10 protein-coding genes are annotated in these 16,924 nt (G+C 40.5%); 2 read left to right on the top strand and 8 right to left on the bottom strand.

All coding sequences use genetic code 11. The features are described from left to right. Positions 1 to 167 precede the first annotated feature (167 nt). Positions 168 to 1,127 (top strand): hypothetical protein, encoded by a 960-nt coding sequence (locus tag AC5JMF_RS08470; protein ID WP_495795261.1) that lies wholly within the window; start codon positions 168 to 170, stop codon positions 1,125 to 1,127. A gap of 158 nt (positions 1,128 to 1,285) precedes the next feature. Here the strand turns inward: AC5JMF_RS08470 and AC5JMF_RS08465 are convergent, their stop codons facing one another. The 5 genes from AC5JMF_RS08465 to AC5JMF_RS08445 form a co-directional block, all read right to left on the bottom strand. Next, positions 1,286 to 5,668, bottom strand: coding sequence for a nitric oxide synthase oxygenase (locus tag AC5JMF_RS08465; protein ID WP_495795260.1), 4,383 nt, complete (start codon positions 5,666 to 5,668; stop codon positions 1,286 to 1,288). Positions 5,669 to 6,225: 557 nt separating this feature from the next. Then, a complete protein-coding gene (locus AC5JMF_RS08460; RefSeq protein ID WP_495795259.1) occupies positions 6,226 to 6,975 on the bottom strand; it encodes a peptidylprolyl isomerase in 750 nt (249 codons plus the stop codon). A 132-nt stretch (positions 6,976 to 7,107) separates the two neighbouring features. After that, a complete protein-coding gene (locus tag AC5JMF_RS08455) occupies positions 7,108 to 8,670 on the bottom strand; it encodes a beta-barrel domain-containing protein (RefSeq protein WP_495795258.1) in 1,563 nt (520 codons plus the stop codon). A gap of 165 nt (positions 8,671 to 8,835) precedes the next feature. Further along, positions 8,836 to 11,565: an ABC transporter transmembrane domain-containing protein gene (locus AC5JMF_RS08450; RefSeq protein WP_495795257.1), complete on the bottom strand. Its 2,730-nt coding sequence runs from the start codon at positions 11,563 to 11,565 to the stop codon at positions 8,836 to 8,838. Then, positions 11,516 to 12,184 carry a helix-turn-helix domain-containing protein gene (locus tag AC5JMF_RS08445; protein ID WP_495795256.1) on the bottom strand — a complete coding sequence of 223 codons (669 nt, stop codon included), beginning with the start codon at positions 12,182 to 12,184 and terminating at the stop codon, positions 11,516 to 11,518. The genes AC5JMF_RS08450 and AC5JMF_RS08445 overlap by 50 nt, the downstream gene beginning before the upstream one ends. A 597-nt stretch (positions 12,185 to 12,781) precedes the next feature. Here AC5JMF_RS08445 and AC5JMF_RS08440 point away from each other — a divergent pair. Continuing rightward, positions 12,782 to 14,131 (top strand): helix-turn-helix transcriptional regulator, encoded by a 1,350-nt coding sequence (locus AC5JMF_RS08440; RefSeq protein WP_495795255.1) that lies wholly within the window; start codon positions 12,782 to 12,784, stop codon positions 14,129 to 14,131. 482 nt (positions 14,132 to 14,613) lie between these two features. Here AC5JMF_RS08440 and AC5JMF_RS08435 read toward each other — a convergent pair whose 3' ends face one another. The 3 genes from AC5JMF_RS08435 to AC5JMF_RS08425 all read right to left on the bottom strand — a co-directional run bounded on the left by AC5JMF_RS08435 (position 14,614) and on the right by AC5JMF_RS08425 (position 16,897). Continuing rightward, positions 14,614 to 15,051 carry a DUF29 domain-containing protein gene (locus tag AC5JMF_RS08435; RefSeq protein WP_495795254.1) on the bottom strand — a complete coding sequence of 146 codons (438 nt, stop codon included), beginning with the start codon at positions 15,049 to 15,051 and terminating at the stop codon, positions 14,614 to 14,616. Between the two features lie 74 nt (positions 15,052 to 15,125). Further along, complete coding sequence (locus AC5JMF_RS08430) at positions 15,126 to 15,803, bottom strand: MAE_28990/MAE_18760 family HEPN-like nuclease (protein WP_495795253.1); 678 nt, start codon at positions 15,801 to 15,803, stop codon at positions 15,126 to 15,128. Next, a complete protein-coding gene (locus AC5JMF_RS08425; protein ID WP_495795252.1) occupies positions 15,803 to 16,897 on the bottom strand; it encodes a DUF262 domain-containing protein in 1,095 nt (364 codons plus the stop codon). Before AC5JMF_RS08425 ends, AC5JMF_RS08430 begins: the two co-directional genes overlap by 1 nt. Positions 16,898 to 16,924 lie beyond the last annotated feature (27 nt).

Raw genomic sequence — 16,924 nt, 5'->3', positions numbered from 1 at the left:
CTTACTATATCCGGTTTTCCTAGTTTTGAATTTTGAATTGGTATTACTTGCTATTTGAGTATTCCTACCAAGTCTGGATACTCCCAATTGATATTGAGCTGTAATTGAACAAGAACTGAGCATTTATTAACCCGTTATGAGCAGGTTTTGACCTGGAAACTGGGCATTTGGTTGAAACAAACTATGACTGTCAGAAAGAGTTAGTTCTGACTAAAGTTCAATTTATTCCAGCAGAAAATGTCAAAGGAGGAAATATGTATTCAATCAAAAAGTTAGCTTTTGTTGCCTTGCTCTGCTCTTGTGTGTTTTTCCCTTCCGTAGTCAGGGCAAAACCAGCTGATTCCCTTAATTCCGCAGTAAGTGTAAAACCAGTTAACTCCCTTAATTCCAAGGCAAGACAACGAGTTCTGGAAAAGTATAAGATTTTTTCTTGTCATTGCTACCTGAATCAGGATATAGTTCTACCTAACAATAACAGCAGTGCAATTGTTAGCATTACTGTAGTACTTCCTGGTATAGACCCAAGTGAAATTGGAGGGCCGTTCGTTAATCCATTTGGAGACCAAAATCCTAGCATTACTACGGATGCGAATGGAAACACCCTGATTACATTCTCAGGCAGTCCAATCGCAGCAGGAACTCCTACCCATTTTGGATTCGGGTTAAACGGAGCAACACCTACAAGCGGACAATTAATGGAGAATCCGGGACTTAACCAGGTAACAGTCGGGTTAATGCAGACTGGTGGCCAAGTAGAAGAGGTTGCCCTCCCAACAGTTGATCGCAGCGTTAAAACCCCAGCAAGTCAAGAGGTTCAATATGTGGTAGGTTATGTCGAAACACAAGACCCTACAGCCCAAAATGGCATTAGTCTCAGAGATTGGTTTCAATTTCCGATTGCGGCAAATGCTCCATTCACGATTAACTTCAATAACCCCTCTGGCTCTGCCTCAGTAAGTTTATCAAATGTTCGCTATCTTGTAAGTAATATGCGAATCCCCTTGGCGGCGCTGAACTCTACAAGTCTCCCACCAAACGCACCTGAGTTCATACCCTTGTCATCAACTATCCCAGACCAGACTGTATTATCTCCAGGAGAAAAAATTGATGTAGAAGTAAATAGATAAAATCCTACTCAAACGCCGATTGAACAATAGAAGTTTCAATCGCCTTTTGAGCAGTAGATGTTGCTTTGTTCAATTGTTAAAGCTCTTAAATTTACTTAATCATTATTCCCGTTCAAATCTTTGGTTTGGATGGGTTCTCTGGTTGATGACTCAGTTTGTCAAGTTGGTTGCTTCACCCGCTCTAGCCATTTTTCCGCCTTCGAGTATTTGTCTTTTTGTACCTGTTGAATTGCTTGCTTGAAGTTCAATTGCACACCCCAGACATCGCTATGGAAACGTTTTTCCTGCTTCATCTTGTCGAAAAATTCGACGGTTTCAATGTGTGAGAGATTGCCCTCGGTTTTGGCGATCGCCATAAACACCTCAAACACATCATCTGCCATCTTCGCGTCACCGCAGACATAGTAATGACATTGCGGATGACATAGTAATTGCCATAATGCTTGTGCATTTTCCTGCATTAAGCCTTGCACGTAGACTTTCTTCTGGTTTAGACGGGAGAAAGCCACTTGTAGATCGGTTAGCACTCCTTGATTTTGCCAGGTTGTCAGTTGCTCGTTATACAAGAAATCACTTTGATTGCGACAGCCAAAGTACAGACAAGCATCTCCTAGCTGTGTTCCCTGTTTCTGTAAAGCTTGACGATATTGCAGGAAAGCAATTAGCGGTGATACTCCTGTACCTGGCCCTACCATCAGCATCGGCGCTTGTGGATCGGCTGGGGGACGGAAGCCAGAGGTGCGTACACTAATCCGAACTTTTGAGCCAACTTCCAATCCCGCTAGGTAATTGGAGCAAAGCCCTTGACGCAGTTTACCTGCGTCAGTTTGAATTTGCAACACGCCAACTGTAATTTGAATTTGTTGGGGGTGCAGAAGTGGACAAGAAGAAATGGAGTAAAGACGTGGCTTTTGCTTCGGCAGCAGTTCCAGCAAGGCTTCTATGGTAATGAGGGCAGAGGGGAATTCATCAAACAGATCGACAACACTCATGAAGTTGTCTGTAATCGTTTTCTTGAACGTAAGACTGTCGGGATTATCCTCTCCTTGGCGGAGAATTTCTAACCAAGTTTCCAAACGTTGTTTGTCTTGGGGATTTTGTGCAGATACGTGTAAGTAAGCGAGTAAATCGTTCAACGGTTCCCGTAAGGACAAATCGAGTTCTGCAAACAACAGCTGACCAACAGTTGTCGGCACTGCAACAGGCGGCTGGTCTTGGGTTGTGCCATCAGGTGTAGTATATTCAGCAGTAAAGTAGACATCAGGAGTAACACCCATTCGCTGACACAAACGATTCACCAGTTCTGGAGGATTGCAAGGATGTACGGCAACGTGGTCGCCTGTTTCGTACTGTAAATCTGTCTCAGAAATATCGAAAACGAGATAGCGAGTGGAACGGCTACCAGGAATTACTTCTTTGAGTAATTCATCATTGGCAACTAACGGCACTTCTATGTCTCTATCGCTGCTGACGGCTGTGGGGATAAGGGTTGCAGCTGCTGCACTTAAGAATTTCACAGTTAGTTTAGGAGTAGCGGCAGTTGTGGCATCACCAGATGTCTCATCTGCACCCAACACACGAGAAATCAGTCCTAACCATTCTTTGAAAGTATCGGCTTGTCCCTTAATTTCATCGCCTTTTTGCAGTGGTACAACACAATTTGCACCTGCCTTGGCGAGTGCCTTATCAACTGCAATGCCAGCCGCACAAAAGTGTTCGTATACGGTGCTGCCAATCCCTAAGACAGAATAGTTCAAGCCATTGAGAGAACTTGCAGGCAGTTGTTTTAGCCGTTGGAGAAATTGCTTACCGTTACTTGGCATTTCACCGTTGCCGAAGGTGGAGGTGATAATCAGCAGCAGTTTTTCACAAGCAAGGGAATCAATGGGATATTCATCCAGCGCCATCACTTTCGGATGGAATTGCTGTAATTGACGAGCCGCTTTGCGGGCGAACCCTTCAGCAGTTCCCGTTTCCGAAGCATAGAGAATTAAGATTCGATCGCGCTTATTGCCATCTTCATCTGTTGTCGCCATGAATTGCTTTAAATCAATGCCATCTTCCACGTCCCAGCGATCGGCGGCATGGTGATAGGCAGGTTCGAGGTAAAAGTCCCGCATCTGGTGATGCCACACAGGACAGGTACTACCACCCGCAGCAGGAACAACCCAACCCCAGTCACCCGGACATTCCCGCCCTGCTTTCTTCTCCCGGAGATCGTGGGTGAGGAATTGGCGCGAGGCGGTTTGATGATCGACCATCGTCACTTTGGCTTTTTGAAAGGAATGTAGTATAGCAATGTTGAGTTCTAGAGCAACGCGATCGCGCCACAGGGTTTGCTCAGAACTGGTATCCAGCTTCAGGACTTGGGCAATTTCCTCCATCTTGTTGTAGCGGTACTCATCTAGGAAATCGCGCATGATTTCGGTGTCCATGTACCAGCCGTTGAACGGCATACAGCCGTAGTGGATACCACCAATGTGAACGGAGAAATTACTAATTGCTGGAATCGCATACCAGCGCATTCCCATATCTCTAAATTCTGGAATCGTCGGATGTTCAATTGGCACTTCTAGTACTTCTTCGGGCTGCCAGTGATACATCTTTGGCTCCCGGCCGGGAACCTCAATTACTAGGGGCAAAATGTCATAGGCGCTGCGCGGTTCGGGCGGTTGCCAGCCCATTTTTTTGACGATCGCATTAGTCAGTGCCAGGTTAGCCGGATCGCCGAGAACGCTGCCATCAGGCATCTCATACGCCGCATAGCGATATAGTTGAGAGTTCCACAAGCGCGGCCCCCACCGTTCCTTCGGCTGCTGAGGACGAAAGACAGTCATGGTAATTTGCAAGTTACCGCCATTGGTCGCAAACTGAACGTGTTCTTGACACTCGCGGAACATTTCATCGGGGTCGGTGACATGACGGCGATCGCGGATTACCATATTGTTCCAGGCAATCCGCCCCACACACTTGGAGGCATTACGCCATGCCACTTGCGCCCCATATGCTAGTTCTTCATAGGTGTGAGTATAGGTTCCCGTCGCGCGAACCTCCTCTTGAATTTCTTTCCAGCGTCGCTCTTTTTCCTCCGATTCCCATGCCTGTTCACCTGAAATTAGATCGAGGAACTGCTTGGCTTTTTTGAGCAATCGCTCTCGATTGAACATTGGTAATTTGATTACGTTGATCACGCGATTAAGCAAGGTCGCCCATCCCTGTTGTAGCTCTGGAGTCAGGTTAGGCACGTATTTCTCAAATAGGACAAACATCGTCTCGCCGATTGCTGGATAGGCGCAGGTTGGGACATTAGCAAAGCTATGCACCTGTCCTAAAATCCGCAGTTCTCGTAAGATTTCATCGCTGCTGCCAGTTTGTAGGCAACGCACCAAAAATTCCAATGCCTGAAACAAGTGCAGCGACAAGTAATCCATATCTGCCCGTCCAAAAAATGGCAGCACAAACGGGTATTTTTCAAAGAGGATTTGGTAAAATTCCATACCCATCTTCTGCTTGTTTTGGCCAAATACTGACCAGGACTCTGCCATTTTTTGCAGTATTTCCGGCGGCAGGGCTTCATTGTAACGCTGGACTGCCGCTGCCATTGGCAAAATAATGTAGGTATTAAAAAATTTATAGAGAGCCGAGTTTGCACCTTGTTGCAAATCCTCGCGATCGTACTCCTCCAAATATGGGATTGAAGGCAACATCCACATCCACACCTGCCGCGCCTTCACCCAATGCTCCGGACGCATTCCCATATCTGCAAATAATTTACCATAGTCTTCAACCGTATCAAAGCCGTCCCCTTTTTCGGGTGGCACTCCCGTTAAAGGTTCACTCACCACCACTTGCGTTTCCGGTTGCAGTTGATGAATGGCACAGTCAAACAACTCATAAAAAAAGTCGCTGGTGCTGTCAATTGCTTCCCCAAATAAGTACTCTAGTTCCGGTGACTCTAACAGCAGCCGCTTCAGAAATTTTTCCATCTCAAGTTCTTTCCACGATCGCAGCTTGTTCCACACATCCTTAACGATCACTTCTTCAGATGGCGTTAGGGAAATCGCTTCGGGAAGCTCAACTTCAACTTTACCATTATCTTCACCCCGTACCCGTCGCGCTCCATTTGAGCTACCAAACAGCGTGACTGCGCTGCTGTTGCCCTCACTAATGCCTTGGGTCAAACGCGCTTTCAGCTTGAGCTGGGGTGCATATGTCCAGGTTGTAATTGGAAACTCTAAATCGGCGTTCCGGTCTCCATTTAGACTATCTTGTGTCGTAAACGTCGCAGTACCCACATCCTGCCACGGTTGGCTGATATCTCCTTCTCGACAACAAAACGTGATGGCGATCGTGCAATCCCCTTTGTTTTTCAACTCCACTAACCAGCTTGGCTGCATCCGAGCAAATAAATCTCGTTGTAATAGGGTCTCACCTTCATTCGATACCATCTGCACTCGACATTTATACTTGTAGCGTTTGGTATCTGGAGTACCAATAGCAGAAATTTCGGTTAAGTAGATAATGCGTTGCGTGTCGAGCATGGTATTGTCTTTGGGGATAATACATTGGATTTCGCTTAGTTAGGATAAAGGATAATACATTCAGCAAAGTTTTATCTAGTGGTTCTTAATTAAAGTCAGTAGACCAAAAACTTTTGCATTAGCGAAGCTCACCGAAGGTATCGCGCATAGTTTGAGATGCTTGAGCGTAAACAGCCTATCAGTTGGTATAGCCCGCTTGGTGGTTCTATGAGTAGAACTACGTCGGTTAAATAAAGGATTTAAGACTCCTCTATTAAATAATTCGTAATTCGTAATGACGCGACGCTCCTGTGTCGCTAACGCTATCGAGGACTCGCTCTAAGCGAAGCTATGCCGCAGGCTTTACGCTGCGAAGCGCGTAATTCGTAATTAAGTTTTGTAATGGGGATTTAGCGCAAAGTCACCAGGGGGTTTCCTCCGAACTGCCTCAACTTTGTAAGACAGACCCCAACACAAAACTTGCCGATTAGAGAACCGGGGGACTTAAACCCACGGAACTAGTTAAAAAGTTTTGAATTTTAAATTAGCCTATCTCCTCTAACAATATCGCAATGCATTCATCCCACACTTAAAAGGAGTGGGCTTTCTGCTCCAAACGCTGTAACTTTTTGTTGAAGCCATTCAGAAAATAAATCTGATAAGATGTGAGCGCGTAATTTTTCATCTAATTTTGGCTCAATTAATTGTTCTACAAAAATTAGATGTACTCCCTTAGAAGTCAAAATTGGCTTAAGAAACTGAGGAGGTTTAGCAGCAAAAACAGCAGTAGAAATTTCCGGCTTTAAATCCTTGCGGCCTAATATCCCCCGATATCCCCCTTGGCGGCGTAATTCAGTATCTTGAATATGTTGATGAGCAACATCATAAAAACTCATCTCACCTTCTTTAATCGCATAGAAGAACTCTAGCGCTAAATCTTCATCCTCTAAGACAACTTCGTACATTGCCACACCAACATAATCTAATTGATGTTCAAAAAACCAAGGTTCAACCTTATCTGCAAACAAATATATTGCCAACTTTCCAGAAATCAAACTAATATGAGCAATTTGTTCAAAATCATCTAAAGAAAGACCATGTTTTTCCAACCATCCCCAAGTATCATCAGCACTTTGAAGTTTGTACACTAACCGTAAATTATCTGCTGCTTGTTGCAGTTCCTCGTTCTCTACATTAATACCCACCTCTACTGCTGCATTTTCGATGACCTTACGCGTTACAAATGCCTCAGTGATTTCAGGTAACTTGCAAGTTAACTTCACCTGCTCAAGAATATCTTCATTTGAAACAGTAATATTTAGTGACATGATATTTCCCCATGAAGTAAACAAAATTAATTAATGCTGAATAAGAGCATGAAAGCTAAAATGTAAACTCTCAAACTCTTATACTCTGCGCCTCTGCGTGATCATAATCAAACCAGCATCGCAGCAGAAAACCTACAATTCAACCCCACCCTGCTGTAACTTCTTGAATGGGTCAAGTAGAAAATCAATAATCCGGCGCTGACGCACAATTACCTCAGCCGTTGCTGTATCACCAGGATGCAACGCAATACACTTTTGACCAGTAGGAATACAATGCTGTTTGATAGCAATTTCCAAGTTATAAGCTGCTACCTTCCCATTAGGAGTATCCACTTCTACAGTAGTAGGAGAAATTTCTATTAAATCACCTTCTACTACTCCGTAATCTTGAAACGGATAAGCGTCAAACTTTAACTTAGCTAACAATCCTTTACGCAAAGAACCGCTCTCGGTTGTCGCCATCTGCGCTCGAACTATTAAAGGTGAACTTAGGGGTGAAATCTCCGCCACCATTGTTCCTGTCTGCACTACAGAACCAGCTTTCTGAATTGGTAGCTGAAATATAGTACCACTTTCTGGAGCTTTTAAGATTCGCTGCTCCATCTGAAACTCTAATGATTGAATTTGACTCTTGCTTTGAGCAATTTCTGCTTGTAATGCGGTCACTTCGGTTTCTAAATTTTTTAACTGTTCCTCAGTTTTTAGCATTGCTAGCTTACCAGAATGAGTCAATGTTTGATAACTTCTTTCCTGTTCTTTCAGTTGCAATTGAGCTTGGGCAATATCAGCATTTGATTGTCGAATATTTTGCTCATAACTACTTTTCTGCTCTGTTAAACGTAGCTTAGATTGCTCAATATCTGATTTTGTTTGTTCATAGAGCTTTTGTTTTTCTTGAACTACATCTTTTTTTTCAACAAAGTTAATTTCTGGGACAACACCGTTCTGCCAAAGTTGATGATAGCGTTCCATCTCACGCCTGTTACTCACCAGATTATTCTCTACTAACTTGTTAGCTGTTTGGCTATGCTGAAGAATTTGTTTGGCTTGATTGACTTGAGCTAGTTTTTCTTCCTTTTTTAAGTTAGAGGAATTCTTAATTGCGTTAAGATTTTGCCGTGCTTGGTCTATTTGAGCCTGCTTTTCTAACTCTTGGGCTTGATTTTGTTGCCGTTGAGTCGCTAAAGCTACGACTAACTGATTCTTCAATAAATTCAACTGCGACAGTCGATTTAATTGTCCTTCTAATTTATCTTTTGCTTGTCGCAGTTCTGCTTTGACTAATTCTGATTCCAATACTAATAGAGTTTGACCGGTTTTAACTAGTTCACCTTCCTTAACCCGAATTTCTGCTACAGATCCTGTGACAGCAGCATCTAATTTTACTGTTTTTCCTTTAGGCTCAAGTCGTCCTCTAGCTATACCTGTTTCATCAACTCTAAACAGCATTGCCCAAGGTAAAATGATAGATACAAAAATTACTAAAAAATACAGCAATCCTCTTGTCCAAACTTTGGGCAAGCTATCAAGTGATCCTTGTGTAATATCAGACCAATCATCACTTGATCTAACCTGTGTTTGGAAAGCTAAATTTTGAGATGGCTGTTGTTGTTCCGGAATTTGGGGTGTAATTTGTTCTTTTAATTCATACTCATGGATTTGGGAAGAAACCCTTCCATTTAGTGTATTTGGCATGATTTTTCGAGTAATTATTTAACCGCAGAGAACACAGAAAACACAGAGGATAGAGGTAAGACAAATTCTTTTTTATCCGACTAAAAAGGGTTTATATCTCCATCACAAAACGTAATTACGAATTACGTTAGCGTAGCGGTAGCGACGAAGGAGCGTCATTACGAATTACACAGATGCATCTAACTGTTGGTGATTGAGATAAAAATAATGCCCTCGCTTGGCCATCAGTTCTGAGTGAGTTCCACTCTCAATTAACACACCTTTATCTAGCACTAAAATCAAATCTGCATTTCGCACAGTTGAAAGACGATGGGCAATTACTAAGGTGGTTCGTCCTTGAAGAATTGTGTTCAAATTCGTTTGAATAATTCTCTCGGATTCTGCATCTAAGTGAGAGGTTGCCTCATCGAGAATTAATAATTTAGGGTTGCCTAGTAATGCCCTAGCAATAGCTACACGCTGCCGCTGTCCACCAGATAACAAACCCCCACTTTCACCAATTTGGGTTTCATAACCCATGGGCAATTTTTTAATAAACTCGTCAGCACCTGCTAATTTTGCTGCTTCGATAATCTGTTCTAAATTAGCCCCAGGATGTCCTAAGCTAATGTTTTCTCGTATTGTTCCACCAAATAAAAAGGTATCTTGATCAACTACCCCAACTTGCTGGCGTAAAGAACGCAAGGAGATACTACTAATATCTTGTCCATCAATCAATATCTTGCCATTGGTAGGGGGATATAAACCCAAAACTAACTTGGAAATAGTTGTTTTTCCAGAACCACTACGTCCCACCAACGCCACCATTTGCCCTGGTTTAATTGCAAAGCTGAGGTTTTGTATGACATTAACTTCGCTTTCTGGATGATAGCGAAATGTGACGTTTTCAAAGCGAATATCACCCCGAATTGCTGGTAAAGATTGCCGTGTTTGATGCTGTAAATCTTCTTCAGGTTCCGTATCTAACACGTCGTTAATACGTTCGGTTGCAATCACCACTTCTTGCAATTGATTCCACAACACTGTTAATCGTTGGAAGGGAGTAATAATGTTTCCCAGCAGCATATTAAATGCTACTAATTGCCCAATTGTTAATTGATTATTAATTACCAAGTGTGCGCCAAACCATAACATAGCGGTGGTGATCACTGCTTGAATCAGGTTGCTGAAAATTTGCAAGCGATTGCCGATAACTTGTCCAGAAAAGTTAGTTTTAACCTCCTTATCTAATAACTCTTCCCAATGCCAGCGCACTGTTTGTTCTACTGCCGTGGATTTAACTGTTCTGACACCTGTTAGAACTTCAATCAGATAACTACTCTCGTTGGCAAAAGCGTTAAAGATTTCTCGCGATATCTTCTGGAGAAAAGGTGTAGAAATCAATGCCAGCAAGGCAAAAGGCGGTACTATCACTAACGCCAGCAACGCCATTTTCCAGCTGTACCAAAACATCAACCCTACATAGATAAAGACTGTGAGTAAATCTAGGAGGATAGATAAGGCTTCACCTGAAAGGAAGCGTTGAATTTTGCGATTCTCCTGGACGCGAGAGATAATATCCCCTACATAACGAGACTCAAAGAAGTTCAAGGGTAGCCGTAAGGTATGGCTGATGAATGCCACTATTAGTGCTAAATCTAGCTTGTTTGCTGTATGGTCAAGCAGATATTGCCGTAACCCTGTCATGGCGACGCTAAACAAATTAAAAATCAGCAACCCAATCCCTATGGCTGTCAGGGTGAGTTCAGAACGCTGCACTACTACTCGATCTAAAATTAGCTGAGTGAATAGGGGGGTGATTAGTCCGAATAGCTGGATAAACACCGAGGCAATAAACACCTCCAGGATTACCAAAGAGTGAGGTTTGATCAACTCAAAGAATTGCCAAAAGGGAGTTGTACTCTCTTTGGTATCTTTCAAAAAGGCTGTGGGTTGCAGTAGCAGTGTATAGCCAGTCCAGTTGGCTTTAAATTCAGCGTGGCTAAGGGTGCGTTGTCCGATCGCCGGATCAGCTACAATTACATGTTTACGAGTAATCTCATAAACTACAATATAGTGCTTGCCTTCCCAATGTGCGATCGCAGGTAATGTTTGTTTGGCCAAAGTGTCAAGACTCGCTTTTACAGGTCGTGTAGCAAACCCAATGCTTTCTGCTGCCACCGATAACCCCCGTAGCGAAGCACCATTGCGGTCAACATTAGCAATGTCCCGCAAACGATTCACACTAAAACTCTTTCCCCAATAGCGAGACACCATCACCAAACAAGCTGCACCACAATCTGATGCACTTTGTTGAGCAAAAAATGGATAACCCTTAATTACTCGTTGCAACAAGTGTCCGACTCGTTGCTGAGGATTAGGAAAGTAAGCTTTGCTAATCTTTTTTTGGGGTTTCGGCTTGAATGCTGGTGTTGATGAGATACTTGTTTGAGGTTGTGTGTCAGCATCAACGGCTTTTTCTGAGGACTTTTGCGACACCAACAGTGAGTTACGCCCTTGTGCTTGCTCCCATAAATGTTCTCGGATTTGGGGATATTTCACCATCAAGGGTAACAATACTTCGCTGGGCACAAAGCATAATTGCAAGTTAACACTCGCCCTCGCTGCATAAGGCATAAACCCAGTATCCGGGAATAAGGTAAATTCCCCAAAGCAACCGCCAGTTTCCAAACTAGCAATTAATTCCCCCGCTTCATCAAGCAGCCTCACCTTACCAGTAATCACAATGTAGATGCCTGCTTTTACCTCAGTTCCCTGCCAAAACTTGCCCACTTTTGGGTTGAGGGATTTAGATTGTTTGAGGCAAGACTGAAATTCTTCTTCGCACAGAGAATACTGTAAAGTATTACTCAACTGTTGCAGAGAAACTAACTGCTCGGATAGATTTTGCACCATAAATCTCTAAATCAGTACCTGATGTTGCTAAGTTAATAGGCAAAAATCCGATATTGTCTGACATATTTTCGGATCGAAGGTCGTGAATCAATATTTTGGAATTTTTAGCCTTTTCAGTGGCTGCTGCTTCGATATGACTGGGGTGTGGTCGAGTGGATAACCCCATCTGTTTGAGTAAGCGTTTGAGTTGACGATTGCTCATCTGAATACCCAACTCTTTGTGCAAATGTTTGCTCAACCAATTAATTGTCCACCGCTTAAAACAATAGCCATAATCGCGGGGACTATGGCTAATCAGTTCTTTCAAACGTTCAGAATATGCTTGATTTGCTGCTTTTGGACGACCAATCGGGCAATCTTGCCATTGGTGGGCCATCCCAGCACGGGCAATGTGCGTCCAATGTCGTACAGTTGCTGAACAACATCTCAAAGTTTGACAAATTTCAGTTTGAGATTTTCCCTGATCTGCTAGCAGCATGATTTGAATACGCTGGCGGTATTGGTGAGACAAATCTTCTTGCAAACTTTTTTGCAGAACTTTGCGCTGAAAAGGCGTGAGAATCCGTTCTTGCACTAGAACGCCGCCTTCACAAGTTAGTTGATGATTCGGCTGTGACATATCTCAGTAATCATTTGGAATATCGATTTAGCTAGGACTGGAGAACTCAGGGCCCCCGCTCCCGGAGGGAGTGGGGATTAGGGGTAATGGGGAATTAATAATCATCTTTCTCCCTCATCTTTTGGTTGGTGAGTTTCGGCTACGCGGTAATCGAGCGAAGTCGAGATTCAACTACTGCGTACCCCTATGGGCAAGCAAGCTCTGACAGGAGAAGTCGAACCAAATCTCCCTCATCCTTCTTATCCTTTTCTCACATGAGTGATTTCCAAAATTAATTTTCTCATTCAAATCTACTTTGTCAAGGGAGGATAGAAAGTTTTTTTGTGAAGTTTTTTGTTGAAATGTAATATATATATACAAACTATTAACAATTCAAAATTAAGAACAGTTAAAGATTTAAACCCCAACTCAACTGAAGTTATTTGTAGATTAGGGGTTTTAAACCCTTTAACTCACGTACATCAAGAAATTCTAATTTTAAGATATAATTAAGAGATGGTTAAAATACAATAATAAAGTATCCACTTTTAATCATTCATGTGATACACTCATGTGATCATGTGACAAATAATTTCTGCAAAACAATGGCTTTGTGTCGTGATTAGCCAAGACTTTCTGCAAACTTTAGCGACTGAATACAGCGTGTCCAACCTAGAACTGAAGGTTCTAGAATTGGCTATGAATGGAGACTCGACTACAACAATTGCACAGAAGTTAGAGGTTAGTGAGGATGCCGTTCGCAAAAGACTGAGTGAGGTTTACCGGAAATTTAAAATTCCTGGCAGTGGCCCTGTAAAGCTGACCAAACTGCAACAGCTAATCCTATCCCGCTATCAAGAACATACTGTCCAAAGTAGTTCAAACTCATCTCCTAATTCGCTCAACTTTAGGCAACAGGATGTTAACCCCCACCAAATTTGGGATGGTGCGCCTGATGTCTCAACTTTTTATGGACGTGCTGAGGAACTGGCAACTCTTGAGAGATGGATTATTAGAGATAATTGTCGTGTGGTAATGTTGCTAGGTATGGGAGGAATTGGCAAAACCAGTTTGTCTGTAAAGTTAGCTAGACAAATTCAAGATAGTTATGAATATATTATTTGGCAATCACTACATTATGCCCCACCAATTAAAGAGTTTCTAACTAATGTAATTGAATTCTTAGCATCCCCACAAAAAATTGATTTACCAGAAACTCTTTATCAAAAAATTTCATATTTAATCAGGTATCTACGCCAACATCATTGTCTGCTAATACTAGATGCTATAGAAGTAATTCTAGATAGTGATAATCAAGTTTGGCGCTATAGCAATGAACTTGAAGGTTATGGGATACTTTTAAAAAGGTTGGGAGAAGAACAGCATCAAAGCTGTTTGGTGCTTACCAGTATAGAAAAACCTCGAGAAGTTGCCTTACAAGAAAGTCGCACAGGTTTTGTTCGTTCATTAGAACTGAAGGGTTTACAACCGGAAGCAGCACAACAAATTTTACTGGATAAAGGTTTGAGTGGAGAACATCAATGGCTTGAATTAATTCAAACTTATCGAGGAAATCCATTAGCGTTAAAAATAGCTGCTGCAACCATTCAAGAAGTATTTAGCGGTCATACTAGTGAGTTTCTCAAGTATGAATCTTTATTAGCTAGTAATATGTTTCGAGAGATTCTAGATTGGCAGTTTAAACGCCTGTCAAATATAGAAAAAGAAATTATGTATTATTTAGCTAGGGAAAATAATCTAGTTTCAGTTCAGAATTTAAAAATGGCGATGCCAACGTCAATCACGACCTCAGTATTGATAGAAACATTGGAGTCATTGAGATGGCGATCGCTACTTGAAAAAGTTCAAAGTGAAGGTAAAAATACAACTGAAACACTGTTCTCGCTACAGCCTGTTGTCATGAATTACGTTAACTCTGAATTTAGAGATGTGCGTGACAAGCACTAAATCACTGAGGAGCCGCGTGAAATTAACGTTTCATGCACGGTTTTGTAGCCGAGTCAGGGAGGTGACTTTCTGGCTTAGGCATCTAACACCAGCTAAGCTAATCTGCCTTTAACTTGCATAATCCTTTGCCTCACAAAGACGCGGAGAGAAGTTGCGTGCGGGGGTTCCCCCCGTTGAGCAAACTTCGGAGGACGCGCTTAAGGGGAGACGCGGGGATGCAATTTGAATGATTATTAGCTTACACCCAGGCTTTGACCTGGAGCCTAGACTAGTTCCCGGTGCGTATACCTAACACTAGCTTTATGGTGATTTTTGATTGTCAGCGTGAGGAAGTTGTGATTTAGATCTTAAAAGAGGCGATCGCATATGTTTGGTAAGATGGAATCTTACACCTAGATATTCCAGTAGATATCACTAATGTACCCAAAGAATTTATCAAAGTCGAAGGATTAAAAACAGAAGATTGCGAACTTGAAGAGTAATTAATCATTTAATGTTTCTTCTAAGGTAAAAGGAGATTCTTTCGGAAAAAAACTTAATTTAATGCCTGTTTCATCGGATGCTTTGAGACAAGCTTTTCGATAACAATCTTCAAATACTTCTGTAATTAGAGATTTTAAGCTAGGACTATCTTCTAATAATATTTCAATACATATGCGTTGTTCTGTAATCGTACTACGCCAACTTTCGCTGTGCTTTTCTGGTTGATATTGCCATTTTAGCAAGTGCATTAATAGTATAATTAATCGGCTTTTTAATTCCCGTTTTTCACTTCTCCCCATGCTTTCAATTTCTTCAATTAAATTAGCTATATCTATTTCCGTAAGATTATTTGCTTTTAATTGCTGGACAATTGTTTGTGTCCACAAGTAAAAGTCTTGTTCGTAGAGGTTTTGGGTATTAACAGATTGAGCATTCATAATATTCAAATTACCATCTTTTTTACTTCATTTCAAAGATACTGAAGTTTTGATTTAAATTCATTTATAATCAACTATTTTAAATATTCTTCGTTAGTTAGATAAATCTCTATATTCTCTAATATTGCCTTTAAATAAGAAATAACTCTTTTTTGAATTTCAAATAATTCGTCAGCAGTAGCATCTCTGCCAACCTCCTCAAATGATTTAAAACCATGTGCTAAATCATTCCTATTAGTCTTAACTGTTAATAAATCGCTACCGTTTTTAGTTTTTTTAGCATTTGTTTTACATGAAAAACCATATATCTCAGATGTATGTAGTATTTTTCTTGCATCAACATTACCTGAAAATAATTTTTCTTTATCAAAACTGCTGGATATTATATCACATGAAATATTGTTTATGCTCTTTAAAAGAGCATCAGGAGAGGTATTATCCTTGAAGTTCTTAATAATAATTTTTTTAATTTTATCTGTGACATTATCAAAAGAAATATTTTTATTTTGAAATTCATCAAAAATTGTTGTAATTGCGTTACGCATTGTAGATTCGACTAGATTATAGAGTAACAAAAATCCTGTTGCTTTAAGAGTTTTTTCTAAATCACTGTTTATTGATTTGGTTTTTGTATTCTTAGCATTACCCATGCTTAATTTAATTGAACCTTGCTCTAAGTTTTTCAAAAATAAAAAATATCTACTAACTTCTTGAGCGCGTTCACCAAAATCTTTAAATAATGTACTTTTCATTAATTACCTAGAAGCTGATCACGAACATAATGAATACGATTAATAACTTTATTTTGAGAACTATATGCATCAGATGTGGTGTAGTTTTTAAATGTTTGACTATCTAAAAAATCAGTTGATTTTGGTATTAAATTTGGATTTTCTCTTAATGCTAAAGCAATACCTACACAAATTGATTCAAACTTAATCCTAGTTGTTGGTTCATAGCGATCTTTTGTTTTTCGATAAATATGTAATGCATCAGGAAAATACTTTTTGATAAATTCTAACACTAGATAAAATTCTTTCTTCATTGCATCAATATTTAATGACTCAGATTTATTTTCTTGTTCTAAATAATTATTTAAAAATTTATGGACTTTTCTGTTAGAATCAGAATAATTTTGATAATTATTTAAAAATGCAAAAAAACGCAAAATAAATTCTTGTGGATCTCTTCTATTGGTTTCAGTTTCAGTAAAAGAGCATAAATCTAGAAATTGCTGATGTTTTGATAATTCCTCAATTAGATCCAGAAACTTTCCTGGTTTACCTCCTCGGCGTTTCTCCATTTCATTTAATTCGACACTACCACTGTTAATTCTCTCAAAAAGATCCCTTCTGATTTCTTCATCTGCTTCTTTTGTTAATAGAATCATTCTAATAGTAGTTCGTTTAAAACGTCTTTGGCGTGGTAGCGGTAAATCTTGAAAAGTAAATCCATTCAGAGTTTTTAATTTTTCAAGATTTTTTAATTTAAGTTCATTGTTAATAAACCTAGTTAAAGTGCGAATACGTTGTGTACCATCTATAATTTCTAAACGAGCTAAATCTTCGGATTCTGATATATCAGCAACAAAAATGTAAGGGATTGGTAAACCTAAGATTAAAGATTCAATAAATTTTGATTGTCTATCTTCATCCCAAGACATTTCTCGTTGATAGTCTGGAATAAACAATTCATTTTCATCTTCATCTCTTCCATCTAAATATTTTTGAATAATTACTTCTATGGGGTATTCTAAAGTGTTATAGTCAACACGCTTTGTTTTATCACGAATATCTATTTCAGCATTTTCTTTTTGTTCATCTGTAATTCTTAATTGAGTTACCATAATTTGAAAAATTTTTTGCTAAGTTTT

The sequence above is a fragment of the Desmonostoc vinosum genome (assembly GCF_059505385.1).
Note: the sequence above shows the minus strand (reverse complement) of the source record. Positions and strands in the feature narration are given on the sequence as shown.